Below are 20,101 nucleotides of genomic sequence, written 5' to 3' on the forward strand. Positions count from 1 at the left end.
CCCTAGCGCTTGGGCCAGCTCCACAACGGACCCTCGAGGGACCCCAGGCCCTTGATCCTGGTTTCGCCCATGTCCTTGTACAGCTCATGCTCATGCGCCGCGCCGCTCTCGCGAAGCGCTTTGAGCAGTGCCTCGGAATGGGTCACGACGATCATCTGGCTGCTGGCACTGGCTTGGACAATCAATCCAGCCAGTGCCGGCATCAGGTCCACATGCAGGCTGGTCTCCGGTTCGTTGAGCACCATCAATTCCGGCGGCCGGGGCGTTAGGAGCGCAGCAGTCAGGAGTAGGAACCGCAACGTACCGTCTGAAAGCTCTGCGGCTTTCATGGGCCGCAGCATTCCGGGTTGGCGAAGCTCCACGCTGAACCTGCCGTCGTTGACCGCGACCTCCAGCCGGCTTCCGGGAAAGGCGTGGTCGACGGCGGCATCCAACTGCCGCTCGAAGCCCACCTCCCGCAGCGTCTGGAGGGCCGCCGCCAGATCCCTTCCGCTATGGTGCAACACGGGGGTCCGCGTCCCGATCTGGGCTTGCCGGGCAGGAGCATCTGCGTCCGTGCGGAAATGATCGTAAAACCGCCAGGACCGAACCGAATCCCGCACACGTAATACTTCCGGGGCCCGGTCCTGGTCCGAGACTTCCGTCAGCATGCTCTGGAATGTGTCCAGCCGCCGGGAGAGCTCAGTCCAGTCCCCGCCCGGTTCCCGCAGTTTGGCAAGGCTTCCCTTGCGATCCACCAACAACGAACCCGGCCGGGCCACTGGTCCCGAAAAGATCTGTTCCCTCTTGATCTCGGGGTCCAGGCTGAAGGCGGAGCGGCGGGACCTGCCCGTGGCTTCGTCAAAACCGGAACCGCTGGCAACCGGCATCCCGAGGTCCACCAAATATCCGAAGTCGTCACCGGAGTAGCCCAGTTTCAGGTTCACGGATTCCCGCCGGACCGTTCCCTGGACGGGGACGTCGCCGCGCCGCATGGCCTCGCTGATGGACTCCGGACCGGCCCACAAAGTGGACGACAAACCGCCGTCCCTGGCCAGGGAGCCCACCACGTTTCCGGAATCCCCGCCTGCGCACTCGGCCAACAGCCGCAAGGCTCGGTACAACGAGGACTTGCCGCTGCCATTGGCCCCCGTCACGACATCCAGGCCGTGCAACTCCATGGCGAGGTCCCGGATGGAACGGTAGTTGGCGATGGCGAGTGTGGTGATCACAGGGCGGTGGTCACAAGGGGAATTTGCCGGACAGTTCCAACGCCCCGGCGCACATCCACGCCGCCAAGCGGTCTTCGGTGCTCGGCCCGCCGTCGAGCGGGCTCCGAAGCCGTGGCCGGCGAACCCAGCAGCCGGCCTCTTCCGCGATCAGCGCTCCCGCGGAAAAATCGTGCTCGTTCAGTCCACGTTCCCCATAGGCGTCAAAGGTGCCATCGGCCACCATGCAAAGATCCAACGCCGCCGAGCCCAGGCGCCGGACGTCGGCGAAGCCGTCCATCACCTCACCCAGACCCTGCAGTTGGCTTGCGCGGGTGGCGGGGTCGTAGCTGAAGCCCGTTGCCAAGATCAACCCCTTCCGCCCGGGAACCGGCCCTTCGAGGCGTGTTGACTGCCCGGCAGCTTCAACCCAGGCGCCGTGTCCACGGGCGGCCGAGTAGACGCGGCCCAGCGCCGGCGCGTGCACCACCCCAGCCAGCCACACGCCGTCGGAGTCCGCCACGGCAACGGACGTTGCGTAGTAGACGATGTTGCGGATGAAGTTGGTGGTCCCGTCCAGCGGATCAATGGACCAGCGATACCCTGAATGGTCTTCGGGCCGGGTGGTTCCGTGTTCTTCCCCGGTGAGCGCATCATGCGGGCGTTCGGCCAGGATTGCGTCGCGGACTGCGTTCTCCGCCGCGACATCGAAGGCGGTGACCCAGTCGCCCGCTTCCCCTTTATTGGTGGTTTCCAGGCCCACCCCGGCGGTTCCGCTGACGGACCGGCGGGCAAGGACAGCTGCGCCGGCAGCGGCGGCACGCTTGGCAACTGCAAGCAACTCCAATGGATCGGTCATTCGGATGCTGCCTCCGCTACGGGGTCAGCAACCGCGGCCGCCTCTTTGCCCTCGGCGGAGTCCTTGGGCGCAGGTCCGTTGGCCAACAGCTCACGGAAGCCGTCCTCGTCCAGCACGGGAATGCCCAGCTGTTCAGCCTTGTCCAGCTTGGTCCCTGCGCTTTCGCCGGCCACGAGGTAGCTGGTGTTCTTGGAGACTGACCCCGAGGCCTTGCCGCCGCGGATGATGATGGCTTCCTTGGCTTCGTCCCGGCTGAAGTTCGGAAGCGTTCCCGTGACCACCACGGTCAGGCCTTCAAGTGTCCGGGGCATTGAGGAGTCGCGCTCGTCCTCCATCCGAACCCCCGCAGCAGCCCAGCTGTCCACGATCTCGTTGTGCCAGTCCACGGCAAACCATTCCTTAATGGCCACGGCAATGGTGGGGCCAACGCCGTCCACGTGCGCCATTTGCTCTTCGGTGGCGTTCCGGATGGCGTCCATGCTGCCGAACGCCGTAGCCAGTGCACGGGAAGCCGTGGGGCCGACGTGCCGGATGGAGAGCGCCACCAGCACCCGCCACAAGGGCTGCTTCTTGGCTTTCTCCAGTTCCGCAAAGAGTTTCTCGGTGGTCGCCGTCGGCTTGGACGGGGTTTTGGCGGTTCCCTTGGTGTAGAAGTACGGGACGAGTTCGAACTCCCCCGTGCCCACGCCCTTGGAGCGCTTTTCCCGGCGGATCAGGACATTGGCAAGGTCCTCCCGCGTCAGGCTGAACAGTCCGGCCTCGCTGGTAAGGGGTGGGGTTTCCGGCTCTGCAGGCTGTGTCAGTGCAACGGCCGCTTCCCAGCCCAGCGCTTCAATATCGAACGCGCCCCTGCTGGCGACGTGGAACACGCGCTCCCGCAACTGGGACGGGCAGGACTTGGCGTTGGGGCAGCGGATATCCACGTCCCCTTCCTTGGACGGGGCCAAAGGCGTGCCGCAGGAGGGACATTCGGTGGGCATCACGAACTCGCGGACCGGTGGGTCCTGTTTGTCCCGCAAGGCCAGGACCGGCCCGACAATTTCAGGGATGACATCGCCGGCTTTCCGCAGGATCACGATGTCCCCGATCATGACGCCCTTGGCCTTCACCACATCCTGGTTGTGCAGCGTAGCCATGCCCACGGTGGAACCGGCAACCTTTACCGGCTCCATCAGGCCGAACGGGGTGACCCGTCCTGTCCGGCCGACGTTGACCATGATGTCCAGGAGCTTGGTGTGCACTTCTTCCGGCGGGTATTTGTAGGCCGCTGCCCACCTGGGCACCCTGGAGGTGTAGCCCAGGGCGCGTTGCGTGGCGAAATCATCGATCTTGACCACGATGCCGTCGATCTCGTGGAGGAGGTCATGGCGGTGCTCGCCGTAGTGCGCGATGAATTCGAGGACGCCTTCGTAGGTGTCCAGCACTTTCGAGTAGGGACTGACCGGCAGTCCCCATTCGGCGAGCAATTGGTAGGTTTCCGATTGGCTGGTGGCCTCCAGTCCCTCACGGGCGCCGATGCCGTGGACGAACATGCTCAGTGGACGCTTCGCCGTTTCGGCCGGATCCTTCTGACGCAGGGAGCCCGCTGCCGCGTTGCGGGGGTTGGCGAGGGGCGCTTTTCCTGCAGCCACCAGGCTCTGGTTGAACTCCGTGAACGCCTTGGACGGGATGAAGACCTCGCCCCTGATTTCGACTTCGGTGGGATAACCGGAGCCGCTGAGTTCCCGCGGGATTTCCTTGATGGTGAGGACATTGTGGGTGATGTCTTCCCCCGTGGTGCCATCTCCGCGTGTGGCCGCGCGCACCAGTTTGCCGTCACGGTAGAGGAGGTTCACGGCGAGGCCATCGATTTTCAGTTCGGTCAGCCAGTGAATAGGCGGCACCCTGTCACCCAGCTTCGCCACGGATGCTTCGGCCTTGCGGACCCAGGCTTCGAGTTCGTCCAGCGAAAAGACGTCGTCAAGGCTGTACATCCGCTGCAGGTGCGCCACTGCTGCGAACGCCGATGAGACTTCCCCGCCGACTTCCTGCGTGGGGGAATCGTTGGAGACCAGCTCCGGATGAAGCGCTTCCAGCTCCTCCAGGCGTCGGTAGAGTTCATCAAACTCGGCGTCCGAGACCGTGGGTGAGTCTTCCTGGTAGTAGGCATACCGGTACTTGCGGACGAGGTCGGCCAATTGCTCATACTCGTCCCGCAACGACCCTGAAGGCGGGGTCCCTTCCGCTTCGACGACGGCGGCCGCCGCACCTTCACCTGTGGTTTCTACCGGATTCGCAATTTCTGGTGTGCTCACAGGTCTATCTTGCCGCAAGCCACCGACATTAAAGCGCTGTTAGTGGGAGGAGAGCCGGTTCTTACTCCAGAGGGCGAACCCCAATCCACCCAACCCCACCAGCAGCACGCCTCCCAGGATGCCGAACAAGCCCATCAGGTTGGGCCCCGTGAAGGAGTTCGATGCCAGCACCGCGGCCTGCGTTGGGTGGCCCTTGTCCACGGGCGTGTTCCAGTTGGAGGACTTGGTGGGACTCGGGCTTGCAGTGCTGGGTGTCGCTGAAGGAGTCGCCGACGGCGTTGCCGACGCCGCCGTGGTTTCCGGGGCCTGGGTTGGCTCCGGGGTGCTTTGTGCCGGATTGGCCACCTGGGGTGCCACGGTGACGAACTGCGTTACGGCCGGCTGTTGTGGAACCTGCACGGGAGGGGCCGGCGCAACCGGTGCCGGTGCGGGCTGGGTTTCCCGAACACGGGTGGGTTCCGGCTTCGGTGCGGGCTTCTGGTCGAGTTCCGGCGCCAGCCCCGGCTGGGTCGGTGAAGGGTTCACTGCTCCCTCGGTGGGGGCGCAGGCCAGCTTGCCTCCGCAGGGGACGGCTTGGGCAGCGGCGGCGGGCGCAAGCAGCAAGCCAGCGGCCAGGAAAACGGCAGGGACAACAGAGTGTCGCATGAAAGTAACCTCAGCTGGGGCGTTGGGGCGCCCCGAAATTGGGGGTGTTTCGAGAAATCCTCCTACATCATCCCGCGCGGCGGCAAATCCTAGCTGCGGTTCTCGGGCGGCATGGCGATCTGAAGCTTGCGTACTTTTCCGCGCCCCACGATGTACCCGCGTCCTGGAATGAAGTCCGTGCTGACCCGCCCAAGCGAGGTGTTGAGCAAGGAATCACCCTCGACGTCTCCTGGATTCAGCAACAGCCCGCGACGCCCGGATTTGAAAGGCTGGGCGAGGGACCAGGCCTGCGACCAGGTCGACGTTTCGGACTCACCCACCACCCATTGGTCGGCCTTGATCGCTGCCGTGACCAACCGCCCGACGCCGGACTCGGCCAACGTATCGGTGAACTCTGTCAGTCCCTCGATGAATATGGCCATGGTGCCCGGATTATCCGATGCCTTGTCGATCAGGTCATCAACCACATCCGAGACCTCGTCCGGTCCCACCAGGGACCTGCTCCAAATGTTCAGGTCCGCGACCGCCGAGCGCCGCGACCCGATGTAGATGAGGTCGGTCCGAGGATTGGACCGGCGCAGCGCGTACGCCAGGGTGACCAGTGCCACCGTTCGCCCGGCGCCCGGGGGGCCTGCGAGCAGGAGCGAACCCTTGGCCGCAATGGCAGCCGGGCCGAGGGTTTCGTCGTCGACGCCGATGACCGGATTGTCCGGCGCGCCGCCGGGCAGGATGTCCAGGTCCACCAGTTCGGGGAGCCGCTGGATCTGGGGTGCCTGTTCGAGGCCCTGGCGGATCATTGCCTGGCTGAGCTTGGCCACTTCCCTCGCCTGAAGGGCAAGGTTCGAGTTGCCGCCCAGCACGGCGAGCTGGACCTCGAGTCCGTCCAGCAGTCCACGCCCGGGAGGCGAAGCTGCATTGAGGACGTCCTTGGGAACGTCAAGGGTCATGTAGTCGTCCTCGGAGCTGAGGCGAAGAACCAACCGTTTCTGGATGGATGCAAGGAGCGACGCCGGGACGGAGTTGGTGCGGTCACCGCTCACTACCAGGTGGATGCCCAAGGGACGACCGTCCGTGGCCAGGGTCAGGAAGATGTCCCAGAGCGCGGACAGCTTGCTGTACTCGTACCCTTCCCGGAACGCCGACATACCGTCCACCAGGATGAAGATGCGCTTTTCGTCCGGTTTGTTGGCCAGTTCCCGGTATTCGACGATCGTTGAGGCCCGGACCTCCGCAAACCGTGCTGCCCGGTCATCAGCGACGTCCTTGAGCCAGCGGAGCAGCCTGCCGACTCTTTCGACGTCGTCGCCGTTGATGATTTCGCCGACGTGCGGAAGACCCTCGAGCATCTTCAAGCCGTTGGAACCACAGTCGATGCCATAAACGTGCACGGGCCCGCCACGGGGTGTGACGGCCGCGGCGATGGCGATGCTGCGCAAAGCTGCCGATTTGCCGGATCCACCCGTGCCGTAGACGGCCATGTTGCCGTCCTTGTCCGGCTCGTAGAAAACGGTCGGCTGGTCCTGGTGGGCGGGGTCGTCGGCCACTCCGAGGAGGAGGCGCTCATCGCTTCGCGGGTTCGGGAGCTTGGAGAAATCGTAGGTGGTGGCCAGTTCGTTGAGCCACGGCTTCCTGGGCGGCTCAATCGACAGGACGTCAGCTGCCCGGATGATGTTTCCGGTCATCCTGGCAATGTCGTTGGGACCGGCAGGTTCTTCCTCTCCATGCTGGTCCAGGGGCGGTTCCCACGCAGGTCCGGATCCGAAGGCCATCTCCACAATGTCGATGCGGGGACGCTGGGGCTTGTCCGTGGTCCAACCACCGGCATAGCCGGTCTGGAAACCCTGGATGCGTCCCGGGCCGGTCTTCGCGGCACCGCGGCCTGGAATGGACGGGTCAAAGTACGCTGCAGTGGGAACGCCGAGGATGTCCACCGCGTCCACTTCGTCGGCCATGCGCAACGCAACCCGGAGATTGGTGTTGGCGCGCAGGTTGTCCTTGATGACCCCGGCGGGCCGTTGAGTGGCGAGGATCAGGTGCAGGCCCAAGGATCGGCCACGGGCTGCGACGTCCACAACGCCATCGACGAACTCCGGAACCTCGGTGGCGAGTGCGGCGAATTCGTCAACGATGATGATGAGGTACGGCGGCGCTTCGGGATCCGCTTCGCGTTGGAGTGCCAGCAGGTCCTTTGCCTTCTTCCGGTTAAGGAGGCGTTCGCGGTAGTGCAGCTCGGCGCGCAGGGATGTCAGTGCCCGGCGGACCAGGTGCGGCGAAAGGTCGGTGACGAGGCCTACGGTGTGCGGCAGGTGCAGGCAGTCCGCGAACGCTGCACCGCCCTTGTAGTCGACGAAGAGGAAACTGACGCGGTCCGGACTGTAGGCGGCGGCCATGCCCATGACCCAGGACTGCAGGAACTCGGACTTGCCCGCACCGGTGGTTCCGCCCACCAGCGCGTGCGGTCCCTCGTTCTTGAGGTCCAGGTAGAACGGCTCCACGCCCTTGGAGCCCACCAGGGCCCGGAGGCTGCCGTTGTCTTTGCGGTTGGGCACGGCCGTGGCGTGGACGGAGTTGTTCTCCTGCCACCGCTCGGCAACGGCCTGCGGGTTGTCCATCAGCTCCTTGCCGATCAACGTGGCATAGGAGACAGCACGCGGAAGATCGGAGTCGTCCTCGAGCGGGTTTCCGACATCCACCAGGGGTGACATCATGCGAGCGAGTTGCGTCGCCAGCTCCGCATCGACGCTTTCGCAACTGACCGGATACGTGTGGCGCCCCAGGCGCACCTGGCCCGTGGTTGTGCCGTGATCGCCGTCGACCGACAGGAAATCGCGGCAGGCTGCCGGCAAGGACTGGACATTCGCGGCCACCCACATGATGTGGACGCCGTAGTCTGGGCCCCTCTCCACCAGGCGGGTGAGGCGTCCGCGGTCCACGGGAGCATCGTCCTCGACAACCACCAGGACCGCGGGAACAACGGGGCCAGGAAGCTCTTCGTGCTCATCCTTAAGTCCGGGACGCAGCTGCGGACCGGGCTCCTTGGCCATGGACTCGCGTTCTTCCACGAGGTTCTCGAGACGGGACAACAGTGCTGCGCCTGCCCCGGGACCGGCCGCCAGATGGTCCCCTGACAGGGGGCTGTGGCCCGAGCCCACGTGCGGGAGCCATTGCAGCCAGTCCCAGCGTTCCCGTGACCTGGCCGAGGTCAGCGCCGCCAAGACCACTTCCGCCGGTGAGTGCAGGCCTACCAGTTGAAGCACCACGCCGCGGGCGACGTCGTCCACCACGCTGCGGTCACCGGCCACCCCGAAGGAACCCGAGGTGCGCAACTGCGAAACGACCGGTACACCCTCAATGACGCGGACCTGCTGCAGGCACTCCTGGATTTCGCGCATGTACCGGGGTTCGGTTTCGTTTGCACCCGGTTCCTCGAACTGGATCCGCGACGGCGCGGAGCCGAGCCCGAACCGCACCCCGAGGAAGTGCTCGTGCTCTGGACGCTTGGTCCACAGGAGCGGCCCGAGCTTGTAGATCGCGTCCACGGTGTCACTGACGGACGGCGCTTCCTGCAGCCTGACCGCCCGTTCGATGTTTTGCTGCCGGTCGATGTCCTCGCGGAAAGCCAGCATGGCAGCCGTGAACTGTTTGTGGCCTTCCTTGGCCTGGCGCTTGCTCTGCATCTTGTGGTCCACATAGTGGCCGACGATGAAGAGCGGCATCATGGCCATGAACAGCACTGAGAGCAGGTTCTGGGTGACGGCGAAAAGCACGCCACCCATCAGCAGCGGTGCCACCAGCATGATGTACGGGAACGGCTGGTGCTCGGGACGCTTCGGACCGGCCGGTGGCACCCGCTTGGGCGATTCGAACCTGGGGAGCACACGCGGCGAGCGGTTGAAGTCCACCAGCGGCGAGGACGGTCCACCACTGTGGTTCCGCGAGAGGGCAACCACGCCCACGGTGGTGTCACCCAGCGTCACCGTATCGGAGGAACCAAGGGTTGCCCGCGTCACGGGCAACCCGTCCATGAGCAGGCCGTTGGCCGAATTCGTGTCAACGATCTCGACGGTTTCGCCCACTGTGACCCGCGCATGGCGCTTCGAGGTGAGCGGATCCGAAAGGCGGATGTCCACGTCCCGGTCCCGGCCGATGTAGCTGGTACCGAAAGGCAGCGAAAATTCGCGGCCGACGTCGGGCCCTGACAAGACGCGCAGGGTCGCCGCCGCAGGACCCCTGTTGTTGCCGTCGGCGTGGCCGTTCGAGGCGAATTGCTCACTTACCTGCGCGAGGGAGACTTTGGAACCGGGCCGGAGTCCCGACTCCAGCAGGTTGTCCGTTGGCCGGAGGACGTGCCCGGAAAGCCCGCCACCGACGAACGCTTCGTCGACGCTGATGGACAGGTTCGACGGCGGTTCGGTCCCCTTACGCGCGGGGTCCGCCACCCAGAGCTCGGTGGCGATGTCCGCGACGGTGGCGCGGCCATCAACTGTGACGGCGAGGTCCTTGGCTTCAGCCGGATCGCGCCGCAGGGTCAGGCGGAACTTCATGCTTCGTCTGCTCCAGTCATGGTTTCAAGGAGGTGCAGGTCTGCCGCTGTCACCAGATGCGAGGTCACGGCGTGCTCAACCAGGCGGGCACGGCGGTTGGTGGCGAGTTTCCCGGCTCCCCCACGCAGCCCGACCACGCCTACGCGGTCCAGTTTGTCGCACACATTGTCCAACTTGCGGTTGAAACGGGTCAGCGCCCACCCCAGCCGCTTTGCGGCCTCAGCGGACGACGGGATTGCGCTGAAACCGGTGCCGTCACGCCGAAGCATGGGCTCGGCCAGCGCGACAATCAGCGCCTTCTGCGAATCGGTGAAAACCACGGGCCCAATGGTGGTGTCGCCTGCCTGGTCCTCATCGCGTGCTTCGTGGCGGAACGACGGGGTTTTCAAATGCACGGCGAACTCGTAGGTGGTTGGACCGGCCGTGAAAATCACGTTGGTGTGGCTGAAGACCAGCGGAATCCGTGCCCCGGGAGCCAGCCAGGCCTGCATCCCGCCGGAACCGTCGGCGATGGTGGCGGACAGCATGCTGCCCACGTTGCTGAGCCACCAGATGCCGTCGTAACGGGCAATCTGCAGGAAGCGCCGGTGCAAGTAAGGGTTGTCATCTACCTCAAGGTCGCCTTCGCGGCCGATGTCGAACACGTCCTCGTCGGATGGTTCGTACCATTCCCCACAGAAATCTATTGCTAGATCCCCCATGATCTGTGCCTCCTTGGTGGGCAGTGATTTTGTTGCATAAGCCGTCTACTTGTCCAGGCAAGCGATGGAGTCAGGTCCTCCGGGTGATGCTGATCCGTCAGCCCTGACCAGGATGACCTGGATACATACCGGTGGCGCGGTGGTACCCGACACCACCGCGTTGGTGGCGAGCGTCGACTCGTAGGGGCCGTCGGACTTGGCCGACTTGGTCCGCCATTTGAAGGTGTCCCCGGGCTTCATCTCGACGTGATCCCACCGGAAAATAATGAGCGCGGGTCCCCCGCCACCGGACTGCTTCTCAGCGTGCAAGCCGGTCACTTCAGGAACGCCGCCATCACCCAATGCGTCCACGGGCGGCTTGCTGCTGGTCTCAGTGGGAGCTGCCTTGGGTTGGGCATTAGCCCCCAGGACAACGCCCACCACAATGGCCACCACCAGGACAGCTGCGCCGGTTGCCGCCAACCACAGGTTCCGCTTGCCGTGGTCGGCCGGCTGGGGCTCAACCGGTGCGGCACCCGATGGCGCGCCTGAGCGGCTGACCGTGGCGTCGACGTCGTCGTTTTTGCCGGAAGGCTGCCAGCCACGGAGGACAGTCGACTCGGCGGTGTCCGGCTCGGCCGGGGCACGGTTGGCCGTGTGGTCCGGCACCCGGAACTGCGGCCGCGCCTGGAGCTGGGCATGCGTCTGCACCGTCTGTGGCGGGTTCCTGGGCTGCACTGGCTGCGGGCTTGTGCCTGGGACCGTGGACGGGAATGTGCGTGCCGGGAACGTCGGGGCAGACCCGGTCGTGGCGGTTCCGGAAGCGTCGGGGTCGATGGAGGCGATGCTCCGGACCCGGGTCTCCTCGAAGTCGTCGTCCGGGTGCTCGTCGCCATGGCCAGGTTCTTCGAGCACTTCGAAGGGCGTGACGGAGAGGTTGAGTTCGGTCTGGATCCGCTGCAGCGCCAGGGCGAAAGCATGCGCCGAGGAGTAGCGGGATTCGGGCGACTTCGCCATGGCCGTAGCCAGCACCAACTCTAGCGATTCGGGGACGTCGGCACGGCCCAGGCGCGGAAGGGCCGAGTTGGTAATCCGAGAAATCAGTTCACGCTGCGAGTTGTCCTGGCCCGGGAGGACGAAAGGCGAACGGCCAGCCAGCAACGTGTAGAGGGTGGCGCCCAAAGCCCAGATGTCCACCGGGACACCTTCAACAGCGCCACCGCGGAACTGCTCCGGCGGCGACCACGGAATGGACATGCCGGCGTCGTCCTCGGTGTCGGCGCCGATGGTGCCGGAGATGCCAAAGTCCGTCAGCGCAGGCCTGTTGTAGTCCGTGACCAGGATGTTGGCGGGCTTGATGTCGCGGTGCACGATTCCGGCGCGGTGCGCGGTCTCGACGGCGGACGCCACCTGGATCCCGATGGCGAGGACCTCGTCCACGCTGAAGCGCTGACGACGGTAGCGGACGTCCAGGCTTGGCCTGGAGCAGTATTCCATGGCGAGGTAGGAGTGACCGTTTTCGGTGATCTCGGCCTCGAAGATCGTCACGATGTACGGGTGTGACGACAACTGCGCCATCAGGTTCGCCTCTGATTCGAAGCGGCGGCGCGCACCTTCGGTCTTCAGGTCCGACAGCAGCACCTTCACAGCCACTTTTCGTCGCGGCCTGTCCTGCTCGTACAGGTAAACATCCGAGAAGCCACCGGAACCCAGCAGGCTGATGTATTTGAAACCCGGGATGGGTGGAGGCGGCGCGGGGGGCCTCTTGGAACTCAAAGAATCTCCTCGAAACGCAATGAAATATCGTCACCCAGTTCGGCGATGTCGCCGTCCAGCAGGATAGCCATCTCGTTCTGGGCGAGCCGGCGTGGCGCTTGCCCTTCCCTGATGAGCACGGTGCCATTGGTGGCCTTCAAGTCACACAACATGACGTGCCAGCCCTCGAGCCGCACCTCGACATGCGAGCGCGAAATGTCCCCGCCAGGGCTCTCCACCTGGACCAAACGGGGCATGGTGCCACCCTGGACACGGGAAACCGACGGCTGCCGGCCAATAATCAGCGACTGGTCAAGGTCGATGAGCTCGCCTGTGGAAAGCCGCATGCGGCCGAGCCGGGGTCGCGGGACGTGGACCGCGTCCCCGGACAGTGCCATACCGCACACGGAGCATTGCGGGTAGGTTGGCGGATTGGCATGTCTTGCTGGGCAGACACGCGCCAGGACACTCGGCCCATTGACGGGTGCTGCACCGGACTGCTGGGCGGCTGCGTCGTTACCGACGGGAAGACTGCTCTTCATGATGGTTTCGCCGTCGTGGTCCGGGTCCGCTCCTCCGGACGTCTCCGACGGCGGGGGCGGTGGCAAGGCAGGCGACCAACCCGTTGGCATTTGGGGTGCGGGTTCGGCCACTTGCTCCGCGGCCTGAACGGCCGGCGCAGCGGACGGGTTGCCGACCGCAGTTGACGTGCCAGAGCTGCTTCGGAGCCACGGAACCGAATCGATGAGGCCCGTGGCCGGTACAGCCTGGACCTGCCCGACGGCGGACTCGGACGGAGTGGGCCCGCTCGCTGCCGCTGTGGTTTCCGTAGCCGGGGGCTTTGCCGGGGATGGCGGAGGGGCCGGTGCTTCGTGTGGGTGCTCGGCTTCTTCGTCGATCCGGACGGCGGCGTCCTCGATGTTCCGCATCACCGTCTTATCCCAGAGGTGGTCGTAGTTGGTGGTGTTCTCCAGCGACGGGACCAAGGGATCGGTGGTGCTGGGGTGGACGGGACGTTCGGCTGCTTCTTCTGGCTCCGGTTCGGGTTCGGGCTCGGGCTCCGGTTCGGGCTCCGGTTCGGGCTCCGGTTCGGGCTCGGGCTCCGGTTCGGGTTCCGGATCGGGCTCCGGGAAGCCGATCATGGTTTCGTCGGACACCGGTTCGGAGACAGGGGTCCCGGTCGCTGCGGTTTCAGGAACGGCTATGGCTACGGCTTCAGCGTCAGCCTCGGCCACAGCGCGGCCTGCCCCGGTACCCAACTGGACGTCAAGGGATGCCAGCAGCACCACGCCTTCGGCCAAGGGAAAGCTGTTCAGGGCAGCCCCGCTCAACGAAGACTGGTCCAATGGCCCGGTGCTGCTGTCGATGCGGAGACTGTAACCCCGGGCATCCGCGATCCGACGTTCGGTCCAGGTGGTCACGTCCCGCCCGGTGATCCGTTCCTGGCCGTCCTCCAAGTGCACCAGCAATTCGAGCTCCCCGCGGAGGAAAACACGCAGGGCATCCGTGGCGGCGATGATCCCGAACGGAGGGATGCGGCTGAGCGAGACCCCGAAGGCCTCCGTCACTTCGTGCAGCACCTCATGGGCCTCGGGCGCAGATGCCAGCAGCTCCCACACTGTATCGATGAGTGCGTGTGGCGTGTCAGGGCCCAGGAGAACAACTGTCCCCCCACGGACCACGCCGAACCACTCACCGTGCTGGTATCGGGCCGGCGAGCGGTGGTTACTGCTTGCCATCGGCGCCTTCCTGCTGGTCAGTTCCATTCACCCAAGCCCTGGGAAGGGTGTCTTCCTCCACCTCGGACGCGACCTCAGGCCTCGGCGCGGTAGTTGCGATGCCGGCGTCGTTCAACACGTTCTTGGCGTCAACCACAATCACGGTGACGTTGTCCCGGCCCCCGCTCCGCAGAGCCGCCTGGATCAGCGCGTCCACCGCGTCCTGCGGGTGGGCCACTGTGCTGAGGATGCGGAACATGTGCTCATCGCCGAGTTCGCCGTTGAGGCCGTCAGAGCAGACCATGATCCGGTCGCCTTCCTGGATTGGAAGCAACCAGAAGTCGGCCTCGGTTTCATCTCCCGTACCCAAGGCGCGCGTGACCACATGGCGCCGAGGATGGACTGCCGCCTGTTCGGCAGTGATGTCACCGGAGTCCACCAGTTCCTGCACTTCGGAGTGGTCCACGCTGACCTGGGCGAACTCGCCCTGGCTCAGGCGGTAGGTCCTGGAGTCTCCGATGTTCATCACCAGCCAGTAGGGCAGGCCCATCTGTTCCACCACCACGACGCCGGACAGGGTTGTCCCTGCCCGGGCTCCGGTGGCAGCCCGGATGGCTGCGTCGGCGTTCAGCAGGCAGGCCTGCAGCTCCGCCGCAGAGGCGGTGCGGACGCCCGACGCGAGTTCGGGTGAGCTCCCCAACGTCCGCACGCACATGCCGCTGGCTATTTCGCCGGCCTCGTGGCCGCCCATGCCGTCAGCCACGGCAAAAACGGGGTCGGCCGCGATGAACGAATCCTCGTTCAGCTCGCGCCGGAGACCACGATCGGTCCCGTACCCGTAACTCAGGCGGAAGGTGGACGGTGCTGATGCCTGGCCGGCGTCAGCGGGCGTGGACGGCTGTGGATTCATGCTTGTCCTAGGTGGAAGGAGCGGTCGCCAAAGTGGACTGTCGAACCGGGACGGACCAGTATGGCGTCGCCGGGGTGGAGCCTGGTCTGGATGCCGTCAGGCGTGGTGACTGCACTCCCGTTGGTGGAATTCCGGTCGGTGACCCACACGCCGTCGCCATCAACCCGGAGGTGCAGATGGGTTTTGGAGATGGACCTGCCGGGGTCCGACACCGGCAGCAATTGCTCCACGGTTTCCCCTGGCTGGGGTGCAGGGTTCCGCCCAAGCAGGACCGAGCCGCCGAGCTGAACATCCTGGCCGTCGTCGACCGTAATCCTCAGTACCGCCTGGGCCCGGCGGGCCCCGGGCCGCATTTGGGTCCGTTCGACGTCGTCATCCGGGTGGGCAGCAAAACCGTGCTGCTTGGCAGGTTCAGGCCGCGGTGCGGCATGGGCCTCTTGGGGGACGACGGCGGTGGCTTCCGGGTTCACGGTCGGTTGCAGTCCCGCTACGGTTACGGGGCGCGGGGCTGTGGGTGGCCGCCATTGATTGGGGTCGTGCGATGGCTGCACGGACGGCGCCGGGCTTGGGCCGGGCGCGGCCTGCGACGGTGAAACCTGCGTCGGGGCACCCTGCGCACGTTGGGTGGGCCTGCCGCCCGGGACCGGCGAGGTCACAGGCTGCACCGGCGGGAGGTTCATCGGCGCGAAACTGTAGGGACCCTGGATGCCGCCGGTGGTCACGGGATTGCGCCCTGCACCAACATCGAAGGCCAATGTCTTCGCGGCCTTGTCGTGCCAGCCACGCAGCTTGCCGTCCTTGTCCCATGCGTTGGAGACGACAACCAGGATGGCCCACACCGCGCCCAGCACCACCAGCGGCAATCCAATCCACAGGACCGGACCAATGAGGCCAAGGGCAGAGAGGATCACCGAGGCGAGTGCGCCGAGGAACAGGACACACCCGGTCACGATGCCCCTAACAAAGACCGCACCTGCGCCGGGTGCGTAGCCGTCGGAGTCCGTGCTCCGGATACCCATCAGCTTGTTCCCAATGGTGTTCCCGGTTCTGGCTTCCAATCCCAGGAGCACAAACGCGTAAACCACTGTCACTCCCAGGCCTATGCTGCCCAGGAGGACCAACAGCCCGGTGTCATAGACAATGAAGCCGTTCCTACGGGTCTGGGTGATGCCGGCAATGCCAATGGCGAAGGTGGTGGCCAGGACGGCGATGGGACCAAGCCAGTCCAGAACCGCCGCACCGAGCCGCTTCCCGGTGGATGCAGGCACCAACTCCAGCTTGCTGGTCATTGTTGCCCCTCCCCCTGGTCCCGGTCCTGCGTCCGGCGTCGTTGTTGTTCCCGCCTGCGCATGGTGCACCGGCGATGACACTACCGAGATACTACCGGGATCGGTGGGGCCTTGCCGGGCGGAAGACTCCAGAGCAGCCATTTGGGCGTGGTTGATGTTGCCCTCCTTGCGTGCTCCACGATTGCTCAGGGGAGATCCGCACTGCGTACAGAATGTGGCCCCCGGACGGACCGGGTGACGGCAAGCCGGACAAAGTTCTGGCTGGCTACTGTTCATCAGTGGAGTCCTTCATGCGCTTCAAACGAAACCGCCGGCGGCCGGCAGTGGTTGATGACTGTTCGCGACGGCGGAGCGCTGCCCTTCCGTCCGACAACAGCGACCGCGGTGAGAACCTCGCCTGCTGCCGTTTCCAGAAGCCAACGCTCCCCGTGATATCGGTCAGGGACGAATCCACGATCTTCCAGTACTCCTTCACCTCTTCCTCGCTGGGCTGTCCGGCCCCGAAAACGGCCGCATCGGCCCGGTGGGCGAGCATGGTGGTGGTGCTCCCTGTGGACGGGAACGCATCCGCGATGACCGTGGCGGACTCGCGGCGGGTGGACTTGGTATCGATGGAAGCACCCAGGTCAGTTGCGAGGCTCAGTACTTCGTTCCAGCCACCGCCCACACGCTGGGCCGGATGGCCATCACGGAAGCGTGCCTTACGGCGTCGTGATTTCAGCAGGAGGATCAGCAACAGCGGAATGGCCAGGATCCCCAGTGGAATCAGCGCAACCCCGATGGCAGCGAGCAACGGACCCCAGAAGAGCCAGGGGTTGTTCTTCTTCTCGTCCGCGTCCAACGCGTCAGGAGTGGAGTCCGGCGGCAGATCCGCAGGTTCCTGGGGCGGGGGTGGCGGCTGCAGCACCTGCGGCTTGGGCTTTGACTTGTTCTCCGGGTCCGGCGGGATCGGCACGTTGTCCTTGGGCGGCGTGGGATCGAACGACACCCACCCTACCCGGTCGAAGGCCACCTCCACCCAGGCGTGTACGTCCTTGCCCGTGATCTTGATATCGCCCGCACCGTTCTCGGGGCTCTTGGGATCCGGGTAGAAACCCATGACGACGCGGGACGGAATCCCCAGGTGGCGAAGCATGAGCGACATGGAAACGGCATACTGCTCGTCGTCGCCCAGCATCTGCTTGGCAGAAAGCATGTTCCTGATCCGCGCAGCACTGTGGCCGGGAAGGCTGGGAAGCTGGCCGTCGGCTACCAACCCGTTGCTGAATGCCCCGCTCTTTTGGAAATGGGCCTCGATCTGGCGGACACGATCAATGGCCGTGGGTGCGTCGGCAGAAATCTCGTTGGCCTGCGACGCCACGATCGGCGGAACGTCCTGGGCATCAGGCAGGGTCATCTTCGCAAAGTCGTATTGCGTCAGCTGGCCGTGCTCCAGGGTGCCCGGATCGGAGACCTGGACCGTATAGGTGTCGCCCTTGGCCATGCCGTTGGTGGTCACGGCGGTGTCCGTTCCGGAGTTGAAATAGAGACCGGAGGCGGCGCCCGAAGCATCAGCGAAACTCATGCCAGTGGTGTGGCGGCCACCCGGGACGAAGTATCCCTGATAGTCCTCAATGCTGATGTCCAGGGTGTAGTTGGTGGCCTTGACTGGGCTGCCGGCGTCAGCCAATGTGTTCAACGACTTGGCATCTCCCACTTTGCTGAAGTTTCCGGAGCTGTTCGGGTCCATGGTGTAGTTCGTGCCGTTGAAGGCGTCCAGTGCCGCGAGCCGGACCCGGGCATCCTTGGGCAGGCCCTTCACCGTAAAGAGGGTGTGGTCCTTCTCGTCCTTGACGAAATTCCGGAAGCTCGCCAGCGGCGTGATGTAGTCCCGGGGGTCGAAGGGGGGCACGATCGTGTTGCGGAGGACCTTCCGGTCGTCGCTGGCGGTCACCAGGGGTGATGCGAGCGCGGTGACGCCAACCGCAACGGCGATCACGGCTGCAGCAGTCCCCAGGCGGCGGAGCTGTCCGCGGCGGGCCGCACCGGCGTCGGAATTGGGCCTGTTGGCCGAAACGGTCCTGGTGCTGCTCTGGCGCAGGACGTCGCGGCGGAACGTCGCCCAAACGATTGACACGATGGTCAGCGAGACGCCGCGCTCCACGTTGAGGAACCCGGCGTTGGTGCTGAACGCGATACCGGTAACGAACAGTACAAGCACTGGAAGCAGCGGCCAGTAAGGGCTTTTCAGCCGCCATGTCAGGAGTCCCGCGGCCAGGGCTGTGAGCAGCGAGCTCAGGAACGGCACGATCAGCGTGCCGTTCGCGGTCCCCACGGGAACCCCGACGGTCAACATGTCTTTCCATGCGAAGACAACGCCCAGGAGCAAGGTCCTCAGCGACTCCAGGCTTGGCAGGACGCCGAATGCCGCAGAGTCCGGGACCGCCAGCGCCGGGCCGAGCAGCAGGTAGGCGCCAAGGGCCAAGGCGGTAGTGATGAGCATCCCCAGGCGCAAGTGCGCGTTCAGTACCGCAATACCCAGTCCCAGGAGCACACCTCCCAGGCCTGCGATGAAATAACGGGGGTCTCCCCCGAAGCTGAGGCTGAAGCCAAGAACGCCGAGCAGCAGCAACACTGTCAAAGAGGCGAAGTCGACGGCGAAATGCCACAGGGGGCGGCCTGCACCGAATGGCGATCCCCCGCCGGTATTCCTGGTCCGTCCCGCAGACCTGGCCGCACGGGGCCGGACGCGAACGTTGGGCGCGGAGCTCATGCTGCCGCCTTTCGAAGAACAATGGCGAGATCGTCCAGGTCGCCAACGGTGAGGACGGTCAGGTCCGCGATGTTGGCCCTGGACGCCGCGGCCCCGGGTTGAACCCGCACGGCCAGGCTTCGCACGCCCGGCGGAACGGAGGCTGCCGAGGTACGGAGCTGGGTCGCTGTGACGTGGCTGCCGACGACGAAGAACACCACGGAGGCGTTCGGGACAGCGTCTGCAAGATTCCGGGCGAGGTCGACGGCGGTCTTTCGCATGGGTGCCCCGACAATCCGGGTGGTGTCGTCCAACAGGTTGCGGCCGGTTTCACAGCGAAGCGGCCCCTTTTGGGTCAGGACGTCCAGGTCACGCTGTTCGCGGATGGCTTGGCGGCCGATGGACGCCGCAACCGAAATTGCCATTTCGAACTCCGCCTCGGAGTCGTATTCGTCGGTGTTGATCGACAACGCAATGGCGAGGTGCGCGCGGCGCGTCTCCTCGAACTGGCGGACCATGAGCTTGTTAGTGCGCGCGGTGGTCTTCCAATGGATATGGCGACGATCATCACCGGGGACGTAATCGCGCAGGGCATGGAAGGAGACGTCGGCGCTTGAGAGCTCGGTGGTCGGCATGCCCTCGAGGTCGCGGATGAACCCAGCGGCGGAACTGCCCAAAGACACCGTCCGCGGGTGCACGAACAAATCCACGGGCTCGGTCCACAGCACCCTGCGACGCAGGAGGTGCAGGGGGTCGGCCCGAACCGAACGGACAGGCCCCACCACTATCACTGCCCGGCGGGCTGTGGGGATGGTGAAGAGGTCCTCATGGACCTGGGCGGGTTTCATGCGCGGCAAGTGGAAGATCGCGGTGTTGGCGCCCACGGGCAATTCAAGCGCCGCAGGCAGGAGGGGCCGGGTGGAAACGTTGGATACGGCGATGCTGCCCACCGCGTCGTCTCCAACAGCTACACGGGTGCGGGCAAGGTCCAGGACCACACCGTATGCGGAGCGGCCAACAATGAAGGCGATGGCCAGGACAAACAGGAGGAAGGCCACCAACGCGGCCGACTTCGCTTCCTGCCAACCCCAGGCCTGACCGGCCCACCACAGCCCGATGGCAGCAGCCAGGACAACCCAGCCCAGGAGGCTGACCACGGCAAGAACGGGCCAGGCATACGTCAACCAGGCTTTCCGGACTGCGCGCCAGGCCGGGAGCAGGACCTCACCGGCCGTTCCAGCCGCTTCAGCCCAGAGCGACGCCGGGTGGAGCTTGCTTGCCTTGCTGGTTCGGCCACCCCGGTCGAGGCGGTTGCCCGAGGGATCGGCCGAACCGCGGAGGCCGCGGACGGCGCCGCCAAGCGACGAGGCAGCGCGCTTGAGCGAATCAGCAGCCCTGTTCAGGGGTGTGCTGGAGGACATGTGGGGACCTTTGTTCGTGCCGGAGTTGTTCGTGCCGGACTGCAGGTCCGGGGTCGGTTTGGAGTACC

The 20,101-nt window shown here is 65.3% G+C and carries 12 protein-coding genes; all 12 read right to left on the minus strand.

Features of this window, described 5'->3' with window-relative positions:
• Positions 1–2: 2 nt before the first annotated feature.
• The 12 genes from NEK97_RS03645 to NEK97_RS03700 all read right to left on the minus strand — a co-directional run bounded on the left by NEK97_RS03645 (position 3) and on the right by NEK97_RS03700 (position 20,033).
• Positions 3–1,211: an AAA family ATPase gene (locus NEK97_RS03645; protein ID WP_257368535.1), complete on the minus strand. Its 1,209-nt coding sequence runs from the start codon at positions 1,209–1,211 to the stop codon at positions 3–5.
• A 10-nt stretch (positions 1,212–1,221) separates the two neighbouring features.
• Entirely contained in the window at positions 1,222–2,046 is an 825-nt protein-coding gene (locus NEK97_RS03650) for an inositol monophosphatase family protein (RefSeq protein WP_257368536.1), read from the minus strand.
• On the minus strand, positions 2,043–4,340 hold the full coding sequence (gene ligA / locus NEK97_RS03655) for an NAD-dependent DNA ligase LigA (RefSeq protein WP_257368537.1): 2,298 nt from the start codon (positions 4,338–4,340) through the stop codon (positions 2,043–2,045). Before ligA ends, NEK97_RS03650 begins: the two co-directional genes overlap by 4 nt.
• A 39-nt stretch (positions 4,341–4,379) precedes the next feature.
• Positions 4,380–4,985 (minus strand): hypothetical protein, encoded by a 606-nt coding sequence (locus NEK97_RS03660; protein WP_235519537.1) that lies wholly within the window; start codon positions 4,983–4,985, stop codon positions 4,380–4,382.
• 89 nt (positions 4,986–5,074) lie between these two features.
• The gene (locus tag NEK97_RS03665; protein WP_257368540.1) at positions 5,075–9,529 is read right to left on the minus strand and encodes an FtsK/SpoIIIE domain-containing protein; all 4,455 of its coding nucleotides are present in this window, start codon (positions 9,527–9,529) and stop codon (positions 5,075–5,077) included.
• Positions 9,526–10,230 (minus strand): hypothetical protein, encoded by a 705-nt coding sequence (locus NEK97_RS03670; protein ID WP_257368542.1) that lies wholly within the window; start codon positions 10,228–10,230, stop codon positions 9,526–9,528. Before NEK97_RS03670 ends, NEK97_RS03665 begins: the two co-directional genes overlap by 4 nt.
• Before the next feature lie 45 nt (positions 10,231–10,275).
• On the minus strand, positions 10,276–11,985 hold the full coding sequence (locus tag NEK97_RS03675) for a serine/threonine-protein kinase (RefSeq protein WP_257368543.1): 1,710 nt from the start codon (positions 11,983–11,985) through the stop codon (positions 10,276–10,278).
• A complete protein-coding gene (locus NEK97_RS03680) occupies positions 11,982–13,703 on the minus strand; it encodes a hypothetical protein (RefSeq protein ID WP_257368544.1) in 1,722 nt (573 codons plus the stop codon). The genes NEK97_RS03675 and NEK97_RS03680 overlap by 4 nt, the downstream gene beginning before the upstream one ends.
• On the minus strand, positions 13,690–14,592 hold the full coding sequence (locus NEK97_RS03685) for a PP2C family serine/threonine-protein phosphatase (RefSeq protein WP_257368545.1): 903 nt from the start codon (positions 14,590–14,592) through the stop codon (positions 13,690–13,692). The genes NEK97_RS03680 and NEK97_RS03685 overlap by 14 nt, the downstream gene beginning before the upstream one ends.
• Positions 14,589–16,157: an RDD family protein gene (locus tag NEK97_RS03690; protein WP_257368547.1), complete on the minus strand. Its 1,569-nt coding sequence runs from the start codon at positions 16,155–16,157 to the stop codon at positions 14,589–14,591. The genes NEK97_RS03685 and NEK97_RS03690 overlap by 4 nt, the downstream gene beginning before the upstream one ends.
• A complete protein-coding gene (locus NEK97_RS03695; RefSeq protein ID WP_257368549.1) occupies positions 16,147–18,633 on the minus strand; it encodes a transglutaminase family protein in 2,487 nt (828 codons plus the stop codon). The genes NEK97_RS03690 and NEK97_RS03695 overlap by 11 nt, the downstream gene beginning before the upstream one ends.
• Positions 18,630–20,033, minus strand: coding sequence for a DUF58 domain-containing protein (locus NEK97_RS03700; RefSeq protein WP_257368551.1), 1,404 nt, complete (start codon positions 20,031–20,033; stop codon positions 18,630–18,632). The genes NEK97_RS03695 and NEK97_RS03700 overlap by 4 nt, the downstream gene beginning before the upstream one ends.
• Between the last annotated feature and the right edge of the window lie 68 nt (positions 20,034–20,101).

The sequence above is a fragment of the Paenarthrobacter sp. UW852 genome (genome assembly GCF_024608385.1).
Lineage (GTDB): Bacteria > Actinomycetota > Actinomycetes > Actinomycetales > Micrococcaceae > Arthrobacter.